The organism is Mycobacterium riyadhense (assembly GCF_963853645.1).
In the GTDB taxonomy this organism is placed as follows: Bacteria; Actinomycetota; Actinomycetes; order Mycobacteriales; family Mycobacteriaceae; genus Mycobacterium; species Mycobacterium riyadhense.
In genome coordinates, this window is record NZ_OY970456.1 from 4336783 (window position 1) to 4358578 (window position 21796).

General features: G+C 64.4%; 21 protein-coding genes. 7 read left to right on the top strand and 14 right to left on the bottom strand.

The annotated features are described in order from the left end of the window. Positions 1-10 precede the first annotated feature (10 nt). The 10 genes from AADZ78_RS19085 to AADZ78_RS19130 all read right to left on the bottom strand — a co-directional run bounded on the left by AADZ78_RS19085 (position 11) and on the right by AADZ78_RS19130 (position 11200). A complete protein-coding gene (locus AADZ78_RS19085; protein ID WP_085251693.1) occupies positions 11-1204 on the bottom strand; it encodes an acyl-CoA dehydrogenase family protein in 1194 nt (397 codons plus the stop codon). Positions 1205-1208: 4 nt separating this feature from the next. After that, positions 1209-2246, bottom strand: coding sequence for an acyl-CoA dehydrogenase family protein (locus tag AADZ78_RS19090; protein ID WP_085251694.1), 1038 nt, complete (start codon positions 2244-2246; stop codon positions 1209-1211). A gap of 3 nt (positions 2247-2249) precedes the next feature. Continuing rightward, complete coding sequence (locus AADZ78_RS19095) at positions 2250-3089, bottom strand: amidohydrolase family protein (protein WP_085251695.1); 840 nt, start codon at positions 3087-3089, stop codon at positions 2250-2252. Continuing rightward, positions 3086-4702: an acyl-CoA synthetase gene (locus AADZ78_RS19100; protein WP_085251696.1), complete on the bottom strand. Its 1617-nt coding sequence runs from the start codon at positions 4700-4702 to the stop codon at positions 3086-3088. The genes AADZ78_RS19095 and AADZ78_RS19100 overlap by 4 nt, the downstream gene beginning before the upstream one ends. A 3-nt stretch (positions 4703-4705) precedes the next feature. After that, positions 4706-5926 carry an amidohydrolase family protein gene (locus tag AADZ78_RS19105; RefSeq protein ID WP_085251697.1) on the bottom strand — a complete coding sequence of 407 codons (1221 nt, stop codon included), beginning with the start codon at positions 5924-5926 and terminating at the stop codon, positions 4706-4708. Positions 5927-6087: 161 nt separating this feature from the next. Then, on the bottom strand, positions 6088-7314 hold the full coding sequence (locus tag AADZ78_RS19110; RefSeq protein WP_085251698.1) for a CaiB/BaiF CoA transferase family protein: 1227 nt from the start codon (positions 7312-7314) through the stop codon (positions 6088-6090). Between the two features lie 63 nt (positions 7315-7377). After that, positions 7378-8532, bottom strand: a complete 1155-nt coding sequence (locus AADZ78_RS19115; protein ID WP_085251699.1) for an acyl-CoA dehydrogenase family protein — start codon at positions 8530-8532, stop codon at positions 7378-7380. A 9-nt stretch (positions 8533-8541) separates the two neighbouring features. Continuing rightward, positions 8542-9363, bottom strand: coding sequence for an enoyl-CoA hydratase (locus tag AADZ78_RS19120; RefSeq protein ID WP_085251700.1), 822 nt, complete (start codon positions 9361-9363; stop codon positions 8542-8544). A gap of 9 nt (positions 9364-9372) precedes the next feature. Continuing rightward, positions 9373-10380 (bottom strand): dihydrodipicolinate synthase family protein, encoded by a 1008-nt coding sequence (locus tag AADZ78_RS19125; protein ID WP_085251742.1) that lies wholly within the window; start codon positions 10378-10380, stop codon positions 9373-9375. A gap of 22 nt (positions 10381-10402) precedes the next feature. Continuing rightward, the gene (locus AADZ78_RS19130) at positions 10403-11200 is read right to left on the bottom strand and encodes an SDR family NAD(P)-dependent oxidoreductase (protein ID WP_085251701.1); all 798 of its coding nucleotides are present in this window, start codon (positions 11198-11200) and stop codon (positions 10403-10405) included. A gap of 102 nt (positions 11201-11302) precedes the next feature. Between AADZ78_RS19130 and AADZ78_RS19135 the strand changes: the two genes are divergently transcribed. Further along, on the top strand, positions 11303-12076 hold the full coding sequence (locus AADZ78_RS19135) for a TetR/AcrR family transcriptional regulator (RefSeq protein WP_085251702.1): 774 nt from the start codon (positions 11303-11305) through the stop codon (positions 12074-12076). Positions 12077-12079: 3 nt separating this feature from the next. Here AADZ78_RS19135 and AADZ78_RS19140 read toward each other — a convergent pair whose 3' ends face one another. Beyond that, entirely contained in the window at positions 12080-12967 is an 888-nt protein-coding gene (locus AADZ78_RS19140; RefSeq protein WP_085251703.1) for an enoyl-CoA hydratase/isomerase family protein, read from the bottom strand. Continuing rightward, positions 12964-13626: a hypothetical protein gene (locus tag AADZ78_RS19145; protein WP_085251704.1), complete on the bottom strand. Its 663-nt coding sequence runs from the start codon at positions 13624-13626 to the stop codon at positions 12964-12966. The genes AADZ78_RS19140 and AADZ78_RS19145 overlap by 4 nt, the downstream gene beginning before the upstream one ends. Positions 13627-13732: 106 nt before the next feature. On the opposite strand from AADZ78_RS19145, the gene AADZ78_RS19150 reads away from it, so the two are divergent. Genes AADZ78_RS19150 through AADZ78_RS19175 form a run of 6 tightly spaced genes read left to right on the top strand, consistent with a single transcriptional unit; the run spans position 13733 to position 20604 of the window. Beyond that, positions 13733-14554 carry an enoyl-CoA hydratase/isomerase family protein gene (locus AADZ78_RS19150; RefSeq protein WP_085251705.1) on the top strand — a complete coding sequence of 274 codons (822 nt, stop codon included), beginning with the start codon at positions 13733-13735 and terminating at the stop codon, positions 14552-14554. Continuing rightward, complete coding sequence (locus tag AADZ78_RS19155) at positions 14554-15354, top strand: enoyl-CoA hydratase/isomerase family protein (protein ID WP_085251706.1); 801 nt, start codon at positions 14554-14556, stop codon at positions 15352-15354. Before AADZ78_RS19150 ends, AADZ78_RS19155 begins: the two co-directional genes overlap by 1 nt. Further along, entirely contained in the window at positions 15345-16133 is a 789-nt protein-coding gene (locus tag AADZ78_RS19160; protein WP_085251707.1) for an enoyl-CoA hydratase/isomerase family protein, read from the top strand. The genes AADZ78_RS19155 and AADZ78_RS19160 overlap by 10 nt, the downstream gene beginning before the upstream one ends. Beyond that, the gene (locus tag AADZ78_RS19165; protein ID WP_085251743.1) at positions 16133-17584 is read left to right on the top strand and encodes a class I adenylate-forming enzyme family protein; all 1452 of its coding nucleotides are present in this window, start codon (positions 16133-16135) and stop codon (positions 17582-17584) included. Before AADZ78_RS19160 ends, AADZ78_RS19165 begins: the two co-directional genes overlap by 1 nt. Next, positions 17574-19097 (top strand): class I adenylate-forming enzyme family protein, encoded by a 1524-nt coding sequence (locus AADZ78_RS19170; RefSeq protein ID WP_085251708.1) that lies wholly within the window; start codon positions 17574-17576, stop codon positions 19095-19097. The genes AADZ78_RS19165 and AADZ78_RS19170 overlap by 11 nt, the downstream gene beginning before the upstream one ends. Continuing rightward, positions 19090-20604 (top strand): class I adenylate-forming enzyme family protein, encoded by a 1515-nt coding sequence (locus AADZ78_RS19175; protein WP_085251709.1) that lies wholly within the window; start codon positions 19090-19092, stop codon positions 20602-20604. Before AADZ78_RS19170 ends, AADZ78_RS19175 begins: the two co-directional genes overlap by 8 nt. On the opposite strand, the gene AADZ78_RS19180 is transcribed toward AADZ78_RS19175, so the two are convergent. Beyond that, positions 20599-20964, bottom strand: a complete 366-nt coding sequence (locus AADZ78_RS19180; protein ID WP_085251710.1) for a hypothetical protein — start codon at positions 20962-20964, stop codon at positions 20599-20601. The two genes, AADZ78_RS19175 and AADZ78_RS19180, sit on opposite strands and share 6 nt — an antisense overlap. 139 nt (positions 20965-21103) lie before the next feature. After that, a complete protein-coding gene (locus tag AADZ78_RS19185; RefSeq protein WP_085251711.1) occupies positions 21104-21793 on the bottom strand; it encodes a GntR family transcriptional regulator in 690 nt (229 codons plus the stop codon). Positions 21794-21796 lie beyond the last annotated feature (3 nt).

Sequence of the window (21796 nt, forward strand, 5' to 3'; positions counted from 1 at the left end):
GCTGTCGTTATCAGAACGCCTTCTTCGCCGGCGATGAGTAGTGCGGCTTGCCGAGCCCCAACACATGCTGGGCGATCATGTTTCGGAAGACCTCAAGTGTCCCACCGTAAATCCCGGCCAACGGCGCGAATCGGTAGAGATACTCCGAAGTCCCGTTGTCGGCGGCACCATCGGTCTCGATGGGCAGCACCGAGGCGGGACCCGCGATGTCCATCAGATCGGCTCCGATGTCGCGCATGGCCTGCGCCTGCGCGACCCTGCCGAAGATGCTCGGAGTCGACAACGCCGCCTCCAGCCGGGCAACACTGCGGCCCAACCGATATGCCACCGATCCGTCGTCGATCGCACGCACCCTGGCAACGCCCGGCCCCGCGACGGCAGCCGCCACCGCGTCCACCGCCGCGGACATGAACCCTGCCTGGTGGGCCATGATCGTGACGTCCTGCAGCCCGTCCGGCGCCGGGACAACAGCGCCGTGCTCAGCGTCCAACGGTCCGCGCAGCACGGTCCAGCCGCCGTTGACCTCGCCGAGCCGGTATTTGTCGTCAACACGGACGTCGCCGTAGTACACGATGTTGGTTCGGTCGCCGTCGACGGTGCGAATGCCCTGGATCTCGATGCCCGGTAGGTCAAGGGGAACCAGAAACATGGTCAGGCTCTTGTGTTTCCGCGCATCCGGGTCGGTGTTGGTGATGAGAAACACGTACTGGCAGTTGTGCGCGCCAGTGGTGAACATCTTCGAGCCGGTGATCACCCACTGATCGCCGTCGCGCACCGCGCGGGTCTTGCACGTGGCGACGTCAGATCCGCCCTCGGGTTCGGTGTAGCCCAGGCACATCCGCACCTCGCCCCTGAAGACTTTGGGCAGCACCTCCTCGACCAGCTCAGGCTTGCCGAACGCGGCGACGGCCCGCGCCACCATCGACGTGGTGCCCCACGTCACCCACGGCGTATGGAAACGGCGCTTCTCCAGCTCCCAGATGCGACGGCGAACCCGGCTGAAACCGCCGTCCTCGAAAGCCTTCCACTCCTTCTCCAGATACCCGGCCGCGCCGATCGCCAGATGCACGCCTTCGTCGAAGTTGTCCCCGGTGTCACGGTCCCGACGGCGCACCTGGTCGGTCACGTGTTCGGCAAGAAACGCGCGAACCTCAGCCAGAAACGCCTTGTCCTCGGCGTCTAGCTCTACGAGTGTGAAATCCATTGCGTTAAGCGCTTTCGCGCTCGGCGACGAGCCGTCCAACTAGTTTGGCCGTGGCGCCCGGATCGCCGCCGGCCAGCGCCCAACCCCGGGCCCGCACCAGATACGCCGTCGCGGCCGCCTCCACGGACACCCCCAGACCGCCCTGGATGTGTACCGCCATGGTCGCGGCTTTGGGCGCCTCCTCGGCCATGAACACGAACGCGCACCCGGGCAGCTCAGGTCGCTCGTCGGGCTCGTTGTCGAGGAACCACGCCGCACGCCGGGCCAGGTTGCGGCCGCCCTGCACGGCAATCGCCATGTTGGCCAACGGATGCGAAATCGCCTGCAGCGTGGAGATTGGGACGCCGAGTGTGTAGCGGGTCTTGGCGAACTCGGCCGCGATCGTCATCGCCTGTTCGACGAGGCCGACCAGCGCCGCCGCACTCAACACCCGCCATTCGTCGAGCGCCCGACGATACGCAGCAACCGCGGTAGCGCCGCAGCCCAGCACAGTCCGCGAATCGGCCGCAGTCGGATCCACCCAGGCCATCGGAAGCTGGCCGAGGTTCGGCACCCGCGCGGGCCGGGTCGCAAACCGAAGCAACACCACGTCGTCGCCGTCCCGAACCAAAAGGCCATCAGCGACCGCCGCCGCAGGGATAAGTCGCGACCCTGCAACGGGTTCCAGCGCGGCGTCGATCCCGAGAATCCGGCTGCCCTCGATCACCTCGGTCTCGACACCGCCCAATCGTTCGGTCAGCCGTGCGGCACAGACATGGTCGATCCAGGGCACCGGGGCCAGCGCCCGGCCCAGTTCTTCGGCGACCAGCGCGAGATCCACCAGCGTCGCCCCGTCACCGCCGGCGTCCTCGCCGACCGCCATGGAGGTGGCTCCCATGGCGCACAACCGCTCCCACAGGCTCTTGTCGAACCCGGTTTCCTGTGCGGCCCACACCGTCTCGATCGGGCAGTGGGCCTCCAGCAGTTCGCGGTAAGCGGCCTGCAGGGCCTTGTGATCCTCGGTCAGGCTGTAGTCGAGGCGGCGCAATTCGTATCTATCCATCCCTTACCGCTCCTCGAAGAAGAATTCGTTGGCGTTGTTGTAGAGGTAGTTGTCCAGGACTTCGGGGGGCAGATCGAGAGCGTGAGCCTCGGGCACCACGCGGTGCTGGCGCAGCACCGGCCAGTCGGAGGCGAAGATGATCTTGTTCGGTCCTCGGGTGCGCATGTAGTGGATGAGACTCTCCGGCAACCTTTTCGGCGACCATGCCGACGTCATCAACCGTAGGTTGCGGTATTTGATCAGCATCCGGATCGCGATGTCCCACCACGGATCTGCGCCGTGGATCATGCACAGCTTCAATTCCGGGAAGCGCACGCACACCCGATCCAGGTGGATCGGGTTTTGCACCTCACCGGGAATCGGTGGCCCGGGAATGCCGGTGTTGACGCATAGCGGCAGGTCGAGCTCGGCGCACTTGGCATACAGCGGGTAGTACACGGCGTCGCTGGGCGGGTACCTGCCGTCGGCCCAGAAGCTCGGGCCGACAACGGCATACGCCACCGGAAGGTCGGCCACCGCCGCAGTCAGCTCCCGCAGCGGCGCCACCGGACGCAGCAGGTTGATGCCACCGAGCGCCAGCGCGAATCGGTCGGGGCGCGCATCGACGAACTTGCGAGCGGTCACCGACGGCTTGGCCAAGTTGTCCATCAGGATGGCCTTTTGCACGCCGTGTTCGTCCATCTCGTCCAGCAACTCGGACAAGTCCACCGGGTCGAACATCGACTCGGGCCCCTTGAAGTAGTCGTCGCGGACCTTGGTCATGAACTCGGGCTGGTTTTCCGTCTCACCGAAGTGGACGTTGACCAGACAGTCGATGACCGGCCGCGGGGTGGGCTGCGTCATCGGCGGCTCCTAACCGGCTGCGTGGCTTGTTGTTTGGCCCAACGGTAATCGGCCTTGCCATTGCCCAGCCGACGCACCTTGTCGACCACGATGAACGCCTTGGGCACCTTGAACCGCGCCAACTCCGCGCTGCAGTGCGAGCGCAATCCGTCATTGTCAGCTCCGTCGCGCAACTCGACGAGCGCCACCACTTCCTGCCCCCACCGCTTACTGTCCCGCCCGACCACCAACGCGTCGGCGACGCACGGGTGCGCGCGCAGCACCTCTTCGACCTCCTCGACGAAGACCTTCTCGCCACCGGTGTTGATCACCAACGAATCCCGGCCAAAGAGCCGAAGGGTGCCATCGGCGTCCACCGAGGCGCGGTCGCCCGATATCACCACCCGCTGCCCATCCACCACGGGGAACGTCCTGGCCGTCGCCAAACGATCATTGAAGTAGCCCAACGGGATTCGCCCGGCGCGCGCCACCCAGCCGATCTCGGGATCACCGGGTTCAAGAAAGCGACTATAGTCCTCCGACAGCACCCGCCCGCCCGTCCGCAGCACGAAGGTGTCGGCGCGGGCGCCGTACCGGCTGTGCCCGAAGCCCATATTTCCGGTCTCCGAGGACCCGTAACCGTTGATCAAGATGATGTGCGGCAGGTAGCCCAGCAGTGCCCGTTGATATTTGACGTTGGTGGCCGCCCCGCCGGTACCGATCGCAAGCAACGAAGACAGATCGTAGCCGCGCCGCCCGAGTTCGTCGACGAACGGCGCCGCGTATGCGTCGCCCACCATCGTCATCATGCCGACCTTCTCACGTTCGGCAATCTCGAGCGCCATAACCGGGTCGAACTTTTGCCGGGTGTCGTAGAGCACGGCCGTCTGTCCGCCCAGGAACGCCGCGAACGCGGTCCACATGCCCGCGGCGTGCATCAACGGCGAAACGGCGAACCACGGCGGGCCAGCGTTTCGCGCTCGCTGATGGATCTCGTCGACGGCAGCGTGGTCGTCACCGTTCATCGACGCAACATAGATGTCGGCCTGTCGCCACATCACACCCTTGGGCCGCCCGGTGGTGCCGCCGGTGCAGATCATCAGCACGTCGTCGGGTAGCGGCGTGTTCCCATGATCCGAACCACCCTGCGCCAGAGCATCTTCAAAGGCAACGGCACCGGCCAATTCGGCAAAGTCGCTGCCGTCGTCAACCGAAATCAGCGATTCGGCGCCCTCACAGGGCAGCACGTCGGCGAACTTGGCCCCTAGCGAGCGGTGGTAGACAATGCCGCGCGGCTTGACGTAGGCGAGCAGGTCGGCCACTTCGCGCGGTGTGTAGTAGTGGTTGACGTTGACCGGCACCACCCGCGCCTTCAGGCACCCGATAACCACGTCGGGGTACAGGTCGTTGTGCATGATGAGCGCGACGCGGTCCTGCCCGCACTCCCAGTTGCCCAGGGTGTCGCGTTCGGCATGCGCGCCAAAACCTTGTGCAGCCAGATAGTTAGCCAGCCGGCGAGTGCGTTCCGCGGATTCGGCGAACGTGCTGCGCCGCGACCCGCAGATCGTCATCACCCGATCGGGCACGGCCTCGGCGACCGCGTCGAGTACCGCCCCGATCGTCCATTCGCCCATGAGCTAGGCCGACACCGAAACGTTTACACCGAGCAGGTCAAGCGCATTGTCGCGCATGACTTTACGGGTGTCTTCGGCACTGAACTCCGGGAACTGTGGAATGTCGGCGGTGAACGACATCGGATCGGCAAGCCCCTCACCATGCGGCCAGTCCGAACCGAACAGGATCTTGTCCACCCCGATGGTTTCGGCGAGCAGCTTCACGTCGTCCTCGTAGTAAGGCGCGATCCACACATTGTTCCGCAGCTGCGCCACCGGATCCTCTTTGAAGTGATAGGGGGCGGTATTGGCCGCCTTCTTGAGCCGCTTGATCAACCGGTACACGAAGTACGAGCCGTTCTCGATGCTGACGACCTTCAACTTCGGATGCCGGGTAAAGACCTGGTGGACGATCATCGACGCCATGGTGTCGTGGATCGCCCTGTCATCCAACAAAACTTGGTCGAGCGGATCCTTCTTGCCGAACCCTTCGAAGGTGCCCTTGCCGCCCCACAGCGCATTGATCGCCAGATAGCCGCTGTCGCTGAGATGGAAACCGACGGGCACCCCGGCTTCGGCCAGCCGCGCCCAAACCGGATCGTGCAAAGGATCACCCAGCGAGCGCGGCTTGACCAGTCCGGGCACCGGGGCCGGACGTACCAGCACCAACCTGGCGCCCTTGCCTAACACGAACTCGACTTCCTCGACAGCCTTATCCGGGTCGGCCAGCGAAATGATTGGCGCCGAGATCATCCGGTGATCCGGCCGGTCGAATCCCCAGTCCTCGTCGAGCCACAGGTTGAACGCGTGCAGCGAGGCCATCGTGGCTTCGATGTCGTGCTTGAGCGCCTCCTCAACCCCGCAGGCGAACGTCGGCAGCATGAACGCCGTCTCGAGATTCTGGGTGTCCATGACTTTGACCCGGGCGGCCCGGTTCTGGTACTCGGGGTGGTTCGCCAGCCGGTCGACCTTCATCAGCGACGCCGGATCGACGCCCTCGGGGATCTCGCCGCGAAACAGCAGATCCAGACAGCCCGGCTCGATGATCGGGTCGAAGGTCGGGTTCGGGACGAACTGATTGATTCGCTCGCCGATGACCGCCCAGGTGCGCTTGCCGTCGTGGAGCATCTGCACACCGCGGCGCGTGAATTCCTTGGGCAGATGCCGGGTGAACGAGTCGATCGGTTCGTAGTAGTGGTTGTCGACGTCAATCGCCCGGTAGTCCAACGTCGTCATGATGGACATCCTCTCAATCGCTATGAGCTGTGAGCCGTCAGCCGTGAGCGTGATGACTACGTTCAAGAATAGGCGCGCAGTAGATACTGTATACCTATCGGTACTGCTTTCTACAAACCGGCCGCACCGCCAGCGCAGCCAATAAATGCCTGATCACGCGCCGTCTTCGGCTATGCGATGGCACCGCAGTTCTTCAGTTCTTCGATGCGGTCCCAGTCCATGCCCAGTTCGATCAACACCAACTCGGTGTGCTCGGAGGCCTGCGGGGCACGTGTGGTGGTCAACGGCTCATGGTTGAACTGCACCGGCCCGCGAACCACCTTGAACGGAGCTCCGCCGTCGGCGGCTTCCACATCGACGATCATGTCGTTGGCGATAGCCTGCTCGTCAACGCCGAGGTCCGTCGGGCTCTGGAACGGCGCCCACTGCCCTTTCATCGTCTTCAGATGCTGACGCCAATAGTCGAAGGGCTCGCCCGCAACGGCCTCAGCGATCAAATCGCTTGCGGCCGCTGCGTTTTCCATCAACGCCGGAGCGGTCGCGAACCGGGCATCGTTGGCGGCCTCAGCTAAGCCCAGGTGTTCGAAGGTGTCGCGGATGTACTCGGTCGGGCTCACGATGCACAAGTTGATGGTGCCGCCGTCGGACGTCTGGAAATTGCCCAGAAACGGATTGAATTCGGAGCCACCGGATTTCGGCATCTCTGCCCGCATGGCTGCACCGGTATCCATCGCCTGCGTCATGGTCGCCCCCGCCGCCCACCACGCCGTGCTGAGCAGCGAGACGTCAACCTCGAGGGCTTCACCGGTGCGCTCGCGATGCAGCAGCGCAGCCGCGATGCCGCCGGCGAGGTTCATCCCGCCAATGGAATCGCCGAACGCGGGAATGCCCTGACTCAGCGGCGCACCGAGCTCGGGCGGCGTCAGGCAGTGCCCGATGCCACTGCGAGTCCAGAACGCCGTACCGTCATAGCCGCCGACGTCGCGCTCGGGGCCCTTGTCCCCGTAGGCGCTGCCTCGCGCGTACACGATCTTCGGATTCGCCGCACGAATGTGCTCCACATCGAACCTGTTCTTCTGACGCACCGACGGCAGACAGTTGGTAAGAAACACATCGGCGCTCGTCGCGAGTTCGTAGATCACTTGCTGACCACCCGGCGTCGACACATCGATGCCGACGCTGCGCTTGCCGCGGTTGGGATGCTCGATGAGCGGATGCCGGTCGCGGTTGAGGTGGAAACCGCCCATGCGCAAGAAGCCGCGCTGGGTGTCACCGCGCACCGGATGTTCGACCTTGATGACGTCGGCGCCCCAGTCGGCGAGTATGGCGCCCGCCGCGGGAACGAACGTGAATTGTGCGACCTCCAGGACCCGGAAGCCCTCCATCACCTTGATCATGTGAACCCCTACTGTAGTACCAATATGGGCGCGTCGAGCGTGGGGGAAATGTACACATTTCCATCACTTTTCATCCATAGCACCCACGCTCGACGAGCTGAGTTGAGGCTTGCCCAAACCAAGCGTGTACTCCGCGATCATGTTGCGGAACACCTCGAGCGTCCCGCCGTAGATGCCCATCAGCGGAGCGAAGCGGTAGATGTATTCGGCGCCACCCGGCAGCGCTGAGACTGCACCGAGCATGTCCATCAGGTCCGGTGCGATGTCTCGCATGGTCTGCGCGATCGCGACGCGCCCGAAGATGTTTGGGGTGCTCAGCGCCGCTTCCATCCGAGCAACGCTGCGCCCCAGGCGATATGCCACTGAGCCGTCGGCGTAGGGCTGCCTGACGCATGCCGCGGCTGCGTCCACCGCCTCGGCCATCAACCCGGCCTGCTGCATCATCACCGACGTGTCCTGCAACCCGTCACGCCCGGCCCTTACCGCACCGTGCTCGACGTTGAGTGGCTCACGCAACACCGTCCAACCGCCGTTCACCTCGCCCAGCCGGTACTTGTCGTCGACGCGGACCTCGCTGTAGTACACGAGGTTGGTGCGCTCGCCGTCCACGGTGCGGATGCCCTGGATCTCGATACCCGGGGAATCCAGCGGAACCAGGAACATGGTCAGGCTCTTGTGTTTTCGCGCTATCGGGTCGGTGTTGGTGATCAGGAACACGTACTGACAATTATGGGCTCCGGTGGTAAACATCTTGGCGCCGTTGATGATCCAGCCATCACCAGCACGCACCGCACGCGTCTTGCACGTCGCAATGTCGGAGCCTCCCTCAGGCTCGGTGTAGCCCAGGCAGATCCGGACGCGGCCGGTGAAGACTTCGGGTAGCACCTCCGAAACGAGTTCGGGTGAACCGAACTTGGCCACCACGCGCGCCACCATGGCGGTGGTTCCCCACGTCACCCACGGCACGTGGGCCCGGCGCTTTTCCAGCGTCCAGATGCGTCGCTGCAATCGGGTCATTCCGCCCTCGGACGAGGCCGTCCACTCCGCCTCCAGATACCCCGCGGCGCCAAACGCCAAGTGCAGCTCCTCGTCGAAATTGTCCCCCGTCTCGCGGTCGCGCCGCCGGACCTCGTCGGTCACATGCTCGGCAAGGAAACTTCGGGCTTTGTCGAGGAAGGCCTGATCCTCGTCGGAGAGCGCGACACGGGAGAAATCCATCGTCTTGTCCTAGGAATCCAGCGGCGGAAACCGCGGCGGCCGCTTTTCCAAGAAACTCACGATCCCCTCGACGACGTCTGGGCGGGGCAGCGCCTCCCACATCAGCGCTTCGGCGGCCGCGGTGGCCGCCGCGACATCGCGGCCGGTGTCGGCATACGCCTGCCGTTTGATCGCCGAAAGTGCGGCCGGGGAACAGTTTTGGGCGATGTCCTCGGCGTACTCCAGCACCCGCGTCATCAGGCCTTCGGGCGCCACGACTTCCTTGACAAGGCCAAGCCGCGCCGCCTCGTCAGCAAGAAAGGTACGTCCGCTGAGCAACAAGTCCAGCGCTACGCCCCAGCCGGTCAGGCGCGGCAGTATCCAGGAGATGCCGAACTCGGCGATCAGTCCGCGGCGGGCGAATACCGCGGCGAACTTGGCGCCGGCCGCCGCGAACCTGACGTCACACATCAACGCCTGAGTCAGACCGATGCCGACGCAGGCACCGTTGATGGCGGCGATGACGGGCTTGCGCAGCTCGGTCACGAAATGCGGCGGACGCTCCCCTACCAAGTCCGCCACACTCTTGCCGCCCGCCTCGTTCAGCGAATCGCCGACGGCGGGCGCGGCACCCGGCGAGCCCAGATATGCGCCGGCACAAAAGGCCCGGCCCTGGCCGGTCAGCACGATCGCCCGGATTGCCGGGTCCTGTTCGGCGCGATCGATGGCGGAGTAAAAGGCGGGCGCCATATCGGGACCCCAGGCGTTGAGGCGTTCCGCGCGATTGAGGGTGACGATAGCGACGCCACTGGGAGTGGCCTCGTACAGGACCGCGTCCTCAGTGGCGTTCATCGGTTTCCGCTAAGCATGAACGAGTCCCAACCGCCGATAGGCGGCCTCGAGCTGAGTCTTGGCCTCGGGCGGCAGCTCAGCCTGCGGCGGTCGCGAATGCGGATAGGAACCAACGGGCAAACCGAGCAGCGACGCTGCGTATTTGAACGCACCGCCCCAGTGGGTGAAGTAGTCCGACCGTCCTGGGTAGCAGGTGAACCACGAGCCGAGGTCGATGTCGAATTGGTCCAGGCCAGACTCGCGTCCGTAATCCATGGCCTCGAGCAGCTTGTCGTTTTGGATCAGATCCCAATACTCGGAAAAGATTCTGCGCTGCGGGGTCTCGAACAGATAGCCGGCCGTGCCCAATTGTGCCGGGCAGACGATGCCGTCCCGCAGCCAGCCGGCGCGATATACCGTCTTGTCGCATTCCCAGACCATGAGATCCGGCGCCAGCTGGTGCAGCAATCGGCTGCTCTGGGGGCGGAAGGCGCCCTCCTTGGTGGCGCACACCGCGGGTACTTCGTCGTAGATGCGGGCGCTTTCGGCCGGGGTCAGCACGTAACCCGAGGACGGCGAATTGAACATGCCCAGCGCGATATCCGTGCGCGCGGCGATGTATTGGAAGAATCTGAGCACGCCCTCGCCGCCGTGCGCCTCCATCATCGGCGTTTGGATGTAGGCGATGTCGGCGCCCACCTGCTGTGCGTGCTGCGTCAATTCCAAGCAGTCCTTTGCCGCCATGGCCGCTGTGCACGCCTGCACGACGACGTCGGGGTTCGCGCTGTGCCCCACTTCGATTGCCGTCTCTAGCAAGCGCTTTCGCTCGTCGAGGGTCAGCGACCAGAACTCGGCGATCCCGCTGGTGCACCACAACATCGGGTGGCCGAGATCGGCGACGCAGTAATGCACCAAAGTCCGGTACGCGTCCCAGTCGATGTCGTCACCATCGGTGCCGCAAAACGGTGTATAGAGCGAGTCACCGATTCCGCGCAGTGCACCGCGTGCCCATTTTCTGGCTTCAGCGGCCGTGGCCATCATGTGCTCCTTCTACAGTCAGTCAGGTGAAATCCGAGCCGCCGTCGACGTTGATATTGGCCCCCGTCATATAGGAGTTGCGCCGCGACGCCAGGAAGGCCACGACCGGGCCGATCTCCTCCGGCAGGCCGGCTCGCGGCAAGTGCGCCGGGTGACCGAAATGCTCGGCGATCGCTCCCATTAGGGCGTAAGGGTCGTTGCCATCAACACCAACGGATTTGGCCCAGCCGACCAGCGACCCGGACGCGATGCTGCCCGGCGAGACGACGTTGACCAGGATCTCGTCCTTGGCCAGCAACAGGGACAGGTTCTTGGAGACACTCGTCAGCATCGCCTTGGCACCCGTATAGGCGGGCAGTATCACGCTTTGCCGCTGTGTCGAGTGCGCCGAGAAGTTAACGATCCGCGCCCACTGCGCCTTACGTAGCAGCGGAAGTGCGGAACGCACACAGCGCACCATTCCCATCACCCCCGCCTCGACCGCCTGGTGCCAGTGCTCGTCGGTCAGGTCTTCAAAGCTGCCAACCGAGCCCGGACCGACCGCGTTGATGAGCACGTTGAGTTCGCCGCCCCATCGCTTGGCCAGCTCGGCGAAGACTGCGTCGACCTGTTCAGCGTCGCAGACGTCGGCGACGAGCCCGAGGGCATCCGGGCTGCCGCAATGCGTAAGCTCGGCGGCGGCGCGTTCGACCTTTGATTGCTGCCGGCCGACCACAGCCACTTTCGCGCCGTCGGCGGCGAGGCAACGGGCGGTGGCCAAACCCATGCCACCACTGCCACCCACCACCGCCGCGGCGGCATCTGCCAGGCCTAGATCCATAGCACGTCGAGTGTTACCAAAAAGCCTACGATAGGCATTACAGTAGCAGACGGCGGATGTACCCCGGTAAGGTTGACAGACCGCGTACCAGAACAGCTCTTCATGGAGGTGCCCGTAGTGGCAAAGCAGGCAACCGTCGAGAAGCGTCAGCGACGCGAACGCGGTTCCATCAATCCCGATGACATCATCAGCGGCGCATTCGAACTCGCGGAGCAGGTGTCGATCGACAACCTGAGCATGCCGCTGCTGGGCAAACACCTTGGCGTCGGCGTCACCAGCATCTACTGGTACTTCCGCAAGAAGGACGATCTGCTCAACGCAATGACCGACCGCGCCCTGAGCAAGTACGTGTTCGCCACCCCGTACGTCGAAGCCAGCGACTGGCGCGAAACGTTGCGCAACCATGCGCGGTCGATGCGTAAGACGTTCATGGGCAACCCAATACTGTGCGATCTGATTTTGATTCGCGCGGCACTGAGCCCCAAGGCGGCGCGCCTGGGCGCCCAGGAAATGGAGCGTGCCATCGCCAATCTGGTGGAGGCGGGCCTGTCCCCAGAAGACGCCTTTGACACGTATTCCGCGATTTCCCTACACGTCCGCGGATCGGTGGTACTGCAGCGGCTCTTCGAAAAGAACCAGTCAGCCGACGGTGCCCCACGCACCATCGAGGACGCGGTGAGCATAGATCCACACAGCACTCCGCTGATCGCACAAGTCACAGGGAAGGGTCACCGCATCGGGGCACCCGATGAAACCAACTTCGAATATGGCCTCGACTGCATCCTGGATCACGCCAGCCGGTTGATCGCGGACGCCGCGAAGGCCGCCCGCAGGGCCCCGGCCCGCCAACGCAAGACCGCCGCGAAGTCGCGTTAACGGTCACTCCGCTTCGGGTTCCGGCACGTGAAAGTGCTCATCGCGCAACCGGAACGCTTCCTTGGTGCCGTGCTCCGCACGCGTCTTGACGAAGTTGAACTCCCCGGGCGCGAACTGCAGATTGGTGCCGAAGGCGTGGAAAAGGTAACTTGCGACTTCCTCGCCGCTGTAAGCCTGAGTCTGTTCGACCAAGCGGAACGCTTCCTTGGCGATGACGACACCATCGGCGGGCATCTTGGCCGCCTTCTCGGCCCAGTATCGAGCGCGTGCGGTGACCGAACCGGGATCGCAAGTGTCAGTGAAGATTCCGAGGTGCTCGATCTCGCCGGCCTCGATGATGTCGCCGGTCAGCAGCAGGCGTCGGACCAGTACCGGCCCCAAGCGGTGAAAAAACATGTGCAGGCTGCCCAGCGCGGGACCAAGGAAGCGCGTTGCCGGCATGCCGATCTTGGTATCGCGCGCAATGACCGAGATATCGGTCATCAGGGCGATCTCGAAGCCGCCGCCAAGGGCATATCCGGCGATCTCCCCCACCGTCACCTTCGGGAAGCCCAGGAAGTCGTGGTAGAAGCCAAATGACTTGCGGTCCACGGCAAGTCGGCGACGCTGACTGGGCCGGCGGTTGTCCGCCGGCGAGGCAGAGTCGCCGTACCAACCGTAGGCGTTGTTCATGTCAGCCCCGGTGCTGAAAATTCCGTCGGATCCGCGCAGCAGCACCACCGCGAGATCGTCGTCGTCGGCCACTTGGTCCAGACAGCGGGCGATGGCATCACGCATGGCGGCATCATAGGAATTGCGTTGCTTGGGGTTGTTCAAGGTGATAGTGGCGATTCGCCCGTCGTGATCGACCTCGAAAAGTACCCGCTGGTCCGAACCGTACGAGGAGGTCATGTAGCCGACTCCGTTCGCCGCGGGCCGAATTGGGATCCGGCAAGATTGTCGGGCTGCGACGCCAGCGTGTTGATCTCACCGATGCACAGCACTTCGTCGTCGAGCAGCAGGCGCGCCGTCGACGCGATGCCGCGTTCACTCTGCGACCGTGTGATGTCGAAGCGCAGCTCGGTCAACACCGGCGTGGGCCGTCGGAAGGTCACGGTCAGCGATCGCGTCTTACCGGAAAGCCCGGTGACGCAGCTCTGATGCTGTATGACGCAGTCGAAGAAGACGCCCAGAAAGCCGCCGTGTACCAGCCCTGGCGGGCCTTCATAGACCAGCGGGAAGATGACCCGGCCAGAAGCGGTTTCCGCGTCGAGGTGATCGAACTGGTACTCGGGAAAGCAGGGGTTGAACGCGCCGATGTTGGTTGCGTGGCTGAGGTAAACCCGACGTGAGTCGTCGGCGCGAGCGCCGATTCGAGGGGCAAGCTCGGGCGGTGCCGCAGCGGCTAGTTCTCGCTCCCAATCGGCGAATTGCGCCAGCATGGCATCGACCGTCGGGTGTGGGTGTTCGAGCGAGAGCAGCAACGAGCTGAGACGCCGGATGGCGCCGGCGGCGGCGACGGTCTGGGCCAGCGGCGTCTCACCGAATTTGGGTCCGGACTCAGGCCCCATACATCCCTTCCTCTTTGGGTTTCACCCGCTTATTCCGTCGGCAACGTTTCCTTGCTAACTTATACAGCGTAGCAATCGTATTGCCTACTGTAGGGGTAACGATATAGTGGGTCACGAGACCGACCCGGCCGGGACGAAGGGTTCGGTGACAACGTGCCGCGATGGCGCGGTGCTACGAATCACACTCGATCGCCCATCACACCGTAACGCGTTGACTCCCAACATGATCGAGGCATTCGTCGACGCGCTGTCCGATGCCGCAATCGACGACTCGTTGCGCGCTGTGCATATCCGCAGCACAGGTACCGACTTCTGCGCGGGCGCCGACTGGGTGGCCACCAACAGCGCCGACGCACCACGTCCTCGCGCCGGTGGCCTGGTGCGCCGTGTTCCCCACGCCGCTCATCGAGTCGTCGAGCTGGTGCACGGCATCCAGCTGCCGGTGGTCTGCAGCGTGCAGGGCTGGGCCGTGGGCCTGGGCTGCAATCTGGCGCTGGCCGCCGACTTCACCCTCGCCGTCACCGATGCGGTGTTCTGGGAGCCGTTCACCGAGCGCGGGTTCAGCCCGGACTCAGGGGCCACCTGGCTGCTGCCGCGACTGGTCGGCCTGGCGCGCGCCCGACGGATGCTGCTGCTCGGCGAGAAGGTAAACGCAACCGACGCCGCCGCCTGGGGCTTGATTCACCGGGCCGTGGACGCCCCGCAGCTCGACAAGACGGTCGAGGACCTGCTGTCGCGACTGGCCTGCGGGCCCACGGTTGCCATCGGGCTGGCCAAGCAGGCGCTGAACTTTGGCCAGCACGCAACCCTGAGCCAGTCCCTGACACAGGAGTTGTACAACTTGGAACTATCGTGTCGGACAAGTGATTTCAAAGAAGGCCTGCAGGCCTTTCGGCAACGGCGCGACGCGAAGTTCGAGGGCCGGTGATGTTCGACACCATTACCTACGAGGTGGACGCGCATACCGCCACCATCACGCTGAATCGCCCGGACGCCCTCAACGCGCTCAGCCCCCACATGATTACCGAACTGCGGGCCGCCTACGACCAGGCAGAAAACGACGACATGGTGTGGCTGCTCATCGTCACTGGCACGGGACGCGCGTTCTGCACGGGAGCCGACGTCAAAGCCATTCCCGGCGACGGCAAAGTGATCTACGACCGGCCTTATCTGTCGACCTATGAACAGTGGGAGGCACCTCAGGAAGGCACACCGCCATTTCGCCGCATGGCCAAGCCGCTGCTGGCCGCCGTTAACGGGTTGTGCTGTGGCGCAGGGCTGGACTGGGTCACGACCTCAGACATCGTCATCGCATCCGACAAGGCCACATTTTTCGACCCGCACGTCAGCATCGGATTGGTGGCCGGCCGCGAGTTGGTCCGGCTCGCCCGGGTGCTGCCCCGCACCGTCGCCCTGCGAATGGCGTTGCTGGGCAAGCACGAACGGATGAGCGCACAACGCGCCTTCGACCTCGGATTGATCAGTGAAATCGTCGAGCACGACCGGCTGCTGGAACGGGCTTACGAGATCGCCGATATCGTGAACTCCAATGCACCGCTGGCGGTCCGGGGCACGCGGCTAGCCATTCTCAAGGGTCTGGACCTGCCGCTGCACGAGGCCGAGATGCTCGCCGAAGCCTTCCGCGAACGGGTGCTACGGACACAGGACGCGCTGGAGGGCCCCAAGGCCTTCCTCGAAAAGCGGAAACCCGATTGGCAATGCCGATGAGCGCGTCGTTCGAAACCATCTTGCTCGACATCGATGCCGCCGACCACGTCGCGACCATTACGCTGAATCGCCCCAAGCAGTTGAATGCGTTCAACCGCACCATGTGTGAGGAGATGGCCCAAGCGTGGCGCGTCGTCAAACTCGACGACGCGGTGCACGCGGTGGTACTCAGGGCAGCAGGCCGCGCGTTCAGTGCCGGCCTCGATATCAAGACCCCCTATGGCCAACCGGAAAATGTGTGGAACCACGAAGACCCCGGTGAATTACTGAGTCCTAAGTGGCAGAAGATGTTCAAGCCGGTGGTATGCGCCGTGCACGGCATATGTACCGCCGGCGCGTTCTACTTCATCAACGAGTCCGATGTCGTCATCTGCTCGACGGATGCGACGTTCTTCGATTCGCATGTGTCGGCCGGTCTGGTCTGCGCGTTGGAGCCCGTCGGGCTGATGCGCCGCATCGGTCTCGGTGAAGCCTTGCGGATCGCATTGATGGGCAACGATGAACGGCTCGGCGCTGACACCGCGCTGCGAATCGGATTGGTCTCGGAAGTGGTTGAACCCGAGCAGTTATGGGCACGCGCACACGAGATCGCGGCGACCATCGCGGCCAAGCCGCCATCGGCCACCCAGGGCACCGTCAAAGCAATCTGGGAATCGCTGGACAAGCCCTACCGGGCCGCGATGGAACAAGGGCTCATCTACACCCGACTCGGCAATCCACTGGGCCAGGCGGAACTAGCGGCCGGCGAGGCCGCCGCGCATGAACCAACGATCCGGTGATGCACCCGCTGAGTCAACGCATCGCCGATGCGCTCGATCTGCAGCCGGGGGCAAACGCCATCGAGTATGACGGCCAATGGCTTTCGTGGGACGTGCTCGGCAACGCGGCACGGCGCATCGGGTCCCTCGCCGCACCCGATCCGCAGATCGGAATCCTGCTGCGCAACCGGCCCGCTCACGTGGCGGCGTTCCTCGGCGTGCTGCTAGGCGGCGGAACCGTAGTGACCCTCAATCCCGCCCGCGGCGACGACCGCGCCAGAGCCGACATCGACGCGCTGGGATTGCCGGTGATCGTCGGCGAATCCGACGATCTGGCGACACTGGTTGCTGACGTACCCGGCACCCGGACCGTGTCGCTCTCCAATGTCTTCGACCGGCCCGACGAACTACCGGCGGCACCGGCCGGTGCCCGGTGTGCCGTCGCGGTGCGCATGCTGACCAGTGGAACGACCGGCCCGCCCAAACGAATCGACCTGACTTACGACATGCTCGCACACAGCGCGATGGGCCCGGACTACGGCCGTGCGCCGGCGCCCCCCGAGCTCCGCCACGGTGTTGCGATCGTCAATTCACCTTTGGTGCATATTGGCGGCGTGTTCCGCGTGCTGCAATGCGTCGCTCAGGCGAGACCGTTTGTGTTGCTGGAACGATTCGAGCTCAACGCCTGGACCGCGGCCGTGCGCAAACACCGGCCCCGCACGGTGTCGCTGGTACCCGCCGCGTTGCGGACTGTGCTGCACGCCGACCTGCCGCGCGCCGACTTGGACAGCATCCGCGCCGTCACCTGCGGTACCGCTCCGCTATCGGCCGACGACGCCGATGCCTTCACCGCGAAATACGGTGTTCCCGTCCTGACCTCTTATGCCGCAACCGAATTCGGTGGCGGTGTCGCCGGCTGGACGCTCGCCGATTACCAGCAGTTCTGGAGAGCCAAACGCGGCAGTGTCGGCCGAGCCAACCCCGGCACACAACTACGAGTGGTCAATGAGCACGGCTCCCCACTCCCGCCGGACCAGGTTGGTCGGCTGGAGGTCAAACCGGGACAACGGGGCCCGTCGGCGCAGTGGATGCGGACCACGGATATAGCGCGCATCGATGCCGACGGCTTCCTCTGGATCGTCGGCCGGGCGGATCAGGCGATCGTCCGCGGCGGCTTCAAGATCCTGCCAGACGTTGTTCGCGTCGCGCTGGAGGCCCACCCCGCGGTGGCCGGCGCCGCCGTGATCGGGCGTTTCGACGAGCGTCTTGGGGCGACGCCGGTGGCCATGGTGGAATTGCGCCAATCGACATCCGCCGACACGGTCGAGTTGGTCGAATACCTGCGGTCCCGCCTGGCGCGCTACGAGATTCCGACCGATATCGCGATCGTCGACGCGATCCCGCGTACGGCGTCCGGCAAACCCGACCTGAACGCGATCCGGAGCTTCTTCGGTGCTGACCATGCCCGGTGATACGGTCGCCGACGTGCTGCGCCACCAATCCCGACGGCGCGCAGACCATCCGTTGCTGGTGTGCGACGGTGACCGGATCAGCTACAGCGAGGCCGATCGTCGCTCGGCGGAGCTTGCCCGTGGGCTGATCGCACTTGGCGCAGGCAAGGGAACCCACGTCGGGCTGCTTTACCCGAACGGCAGCGAGTTTGTCATTGGGATGCTGGCAGCGGGGCGTATCGGCGCGGTGGTTGTTCCGTTCTCCACCTTCGCCACCGCTCGGGAGCTGCGCGAACAGCTGGTCGACAGCGATGTGCGGATCCTCTTGAGCGCCGCCTCGTTTCGCTCCCACGACTATGTAAAGCGGCTAAGTCAGGTGCTGTCAGAGTCCGAATTCTACAGCGACGACCCATTGTTCTGCAGCGGCGTGCCGCAATTGCGCCACGTAGTTGTCGATTGCGAGCCTGTGTGTCAACGTGCCAACACGGTCGAACCCGCCCTGCTGGACGCACTGGAAGACGATGTCGACGGTTCGGACGTGCTGGCGATCGTGTACACCTCGGGCTCGGAGAGTACGCCCAAGGGAGTGGTGCACACCCATGCCGCACTGCTGCGACACCAGCGGAATCTCAACATGATTCGCGGCCTGACGGTAGACGACAAGCTGTTCTGCACTGCGCCGTTCTTCTGGATCGGCGGCTTTGCCTTTGGTCTGTTGGCCACTGTGGTTGCCGGGTCGACTCTGGTGTGCTCCAACGCCACCGACCCCGGCGCGATCCTCGACTTACTCGAGGCCGAAACGCCAACCATGACAAATGGTTTCGCCGCCAGCGTCGCGCATCTGGCCAACCATCCCAGCTTCACCGAACGCGACCTCTCGTCGACGCGACGGGGCAATCTCTATCCCATCATGGCGCCCGATGTCCGGCCGGCTGATCCCGAGCTACGGCACAACATGCTGGGGATGACCGAAGCCGGCAGTGTCGTGCTCATCAGCGAGGACGAATCCGACCAACCCGCGGGGCGGCGTGGCTCCTATGGCAGGCCGGCACCGGGCTTCGAGACCAGAATCGTTGACGGCGAACTCTATATCCGCGGGCCATTCGTGATGCAGCATTACTACAAGCGCAGTCGGGAAGAGTGCTTCGATGCCGACGGCTGGTTCCACACCGGGGATTTGGTGCGCGCCGATGGCGAGGGGTTCATGTATTTCATCGGCCGGCGCAGCGGAATGATCAAGACCGCGGGCGCCAATGTCTCGGCGGCCGAGGTGGAAAAGGCCATTGCCAAGCTCGGGCTGGTGGCGCACGTGGTGGGCATTCCGGATGCCGAGCGTGGACAGCTGGTGGCCGCCGTCATAGAGCTGGACGACGCTGATGACTTTGACCAAGCGGCGGCGCTCGATCGGCTCACGACGGAGCTGTCGGCGTACAAGATCCCCAAACGCTGTGTCGCCCTACCGCGCGCCGAGGTACCGCTGCTGTCTAGCGGCAAGGTCGATACGCGGCAACTGAAGAAGTTGTTCTGTGACTGATACCATCGATCACTTGGTGCGGTCGCAGGCCGCCAAGTGCCGTTCCAAACCCATGGTGATTGACCCGGCGTCACGCATCAGCTACAGCGAACTCGCCAGTTCCACAATGGATTTGGCCGCGCGATTCGTCGAGGCCGGTGTGGGCAAGTGCACCCGGGTGGGTCTAATCATGCCCAACGGCACTCGCTGGGTGCAGATCGCCATCGCGCTGACGCGCATCGGCGCGGTATTGGTTCCGCTGAGCACACTGCTGCGGCCCCGCGAGCTGATCGCACAGCTGCGGGTGGCTTCGGTGCAATTCCTGGTGAGCGTCGAAGAATTCCGGGGACACCGCTATCTTGACGACCTCCGTCCAACCGAGTTGCCCGCCTTGCGTCAGGTTTGGACGCCCGACCGGCTCGCCAATGCCGACGCTTCCGCAGGGGCCTGCCGCATCGTCGACGCGATGACCGAGACGGTGAACCCGGCCGACCCGCTGGTCATCATCTTCACCTCGGGCAGCAGCGGGTCACCCAAAGGGGTCATACACTCCCACGACAGCGCGTTAGGTGCGGTGCGATCGGGCCTCGCGGCCCGCTGCATCACCTCGGACACGCGCTTGTATTTGCCGATGCCGTTCTTCTGGGTCGGCGGCTTCGGTGGCGGAATACTGTCCGCGCTGGTCGCTGGCGCCACGCTGGTTACCGAGGAAGCACCAAGACCCGAAACGACGTTGCGTCTGCTGCAGGACGAGCGAGTCACACTGTTTCGAGGCTGGCCCGACCAAGCCGAAGCGCTGGCGCGGCACCGCGACCGCTCCGGCGTCGACCTATCGCCGCTACGGCCGGGCAGTCTGGAAGCCCTGCTGCCACCCGACCAGCGGGCTCAACCGGGAGCACGCGCGACCCTGTTCGGCATGACCGAAACATTCGGTCCGTACTGCGGCTACGCCGCCGACACCGACATGCCGCCGTCGGCCTGGGGTAGTTGCGGAAAGCCCTTTCCCGGCGTGGAGGTTCGCGTCGTCGACGTCGACAACGGCGCTCCCGTTCCGGCCGCGACCGTGGGCCTGATCCAGGTCCGGGGACCGCACACACTGCGCGGGATCTGCCGCCACAGCCGAGAAGACCTCTTCACCGCCGATGGCTTCTACCCCACCGGCGACCTCGGCCGGCTCAACGCAGACGGCTTCCTGTTCTACCACGGCCGTGCCGACGACATGTTCAAAGTCAACGGCGCGACGGTCTATCCCAGTGAGGTCGAGCGGGCGCTGCGCAGCATAGACGGGGTCGACAACGCCTTCGTCACCAACGTGCCCGTCGGCACGGGTCAACGGGTAGGCGCGGCGGTAGTGGGCCGCCGCGCGCTTAGCGCCGAGCAGTTGAGCCAGGACGCCCGGACGTTGCTGAGCGCCTTTAAGGTGCCGACGGTATGGCTGGTCCTGGAGTCCGACGACGACGTCCCACGCGGGCCCACCGGCAAGGTCGATTGGCGGCGGCTGCGTGAGCTGCTGCTGGGTGTCCTATGAAAGCTGCAGCCAGAGCTTGCAATTCATTGTCTGGAAGGCCGCTACCGTTGGGGGGATCACCACGGTCATCGGGCCCATAGAGGTGTTTGTGTTGACGATATCGGCAGGGCTCGGCGTAGGCGTGCTGTGCGTCGACCACACACACGTTGATAGCTCGGACACCCGGCCGAACACCAAAATCAGGGGATTGGACGGGCCCTCCGTGCGGTAGGTGCCCGGCGCAATGTCGGTTCCGACGAGAAAGACCCCATCCCCGGGGATTTGGTCTCCCGGTTCGGCAACGGCCGGCGACGCGACCACGACCGCCACCACACAGGCGACGAATCCGGCCGACGCGTGGAACGCGAGCGTTGGAAGCATTATTGTCTTCTCCCTATCATGTTGCCCACCCAAACGCAGCGTATGCCCAGCTGTGTTTGGGCAACAGCCATTTACCGAAATGACCGTGTTGAGTTTTGGCGGCTCGTCGCAATCGCTGGCCCGGCTGGGCCCTCGCCGTTCAGATATCCGATGGCGGTGGACCGACCACCACACCATGCGCGATGAGATGGTCTATCAACGGAATCGCGCTGGCGGCCAGGTGTTCCGACATCGCGGCGCGGGCAAGCTTGTCGTCGCGCTTCTTCAAGGCGGCTAACACCCGTCGATGGTCCTTCACCGCCTGGCTCGGCCAATGCGCGATGCTGGGAAACACCGATTCCGGTGCATAGCGGGTGATCTGCGACATCAACTGCGCGAGCTTGGGCGAGTCCGCTGCGATGTTGATGGCCCGGTGGAATGCGTGGTTGAGCCGGACCGCGCGCTCGTCGTCATCGGCGGCATAGGCCTTCTCGAGCTGAGCCTGAATGTCAGCGAGTTCCCGCAACTGGGCGTCGCTGATATTGATCGCGGCCCGCGCCGCCAGCTCGCCGCCGACGTGCGCCTGCACATTGGCGACGTCAGCGAGGTCGCGCTCGGTGAGCGGCAACACCACAAAGCCTCTGCGCGGCTGTTGGGCGACCAAACCTTCCGCGCGCAACGCGAACAGCGCCTCACGCACCGGTGTCACGCTGATCCCCAACTCCGCGGCCAGTTGGTCCAGACGAATGTACTTTCCCGCGGCGTATGTGCCGTCGAAAATCCGGCTGCGGACAAAGCGCGCGACATCTTCCGAAAGTTGCGGCCGTGCAGCGAAATCGGGAGCGGTCATCGC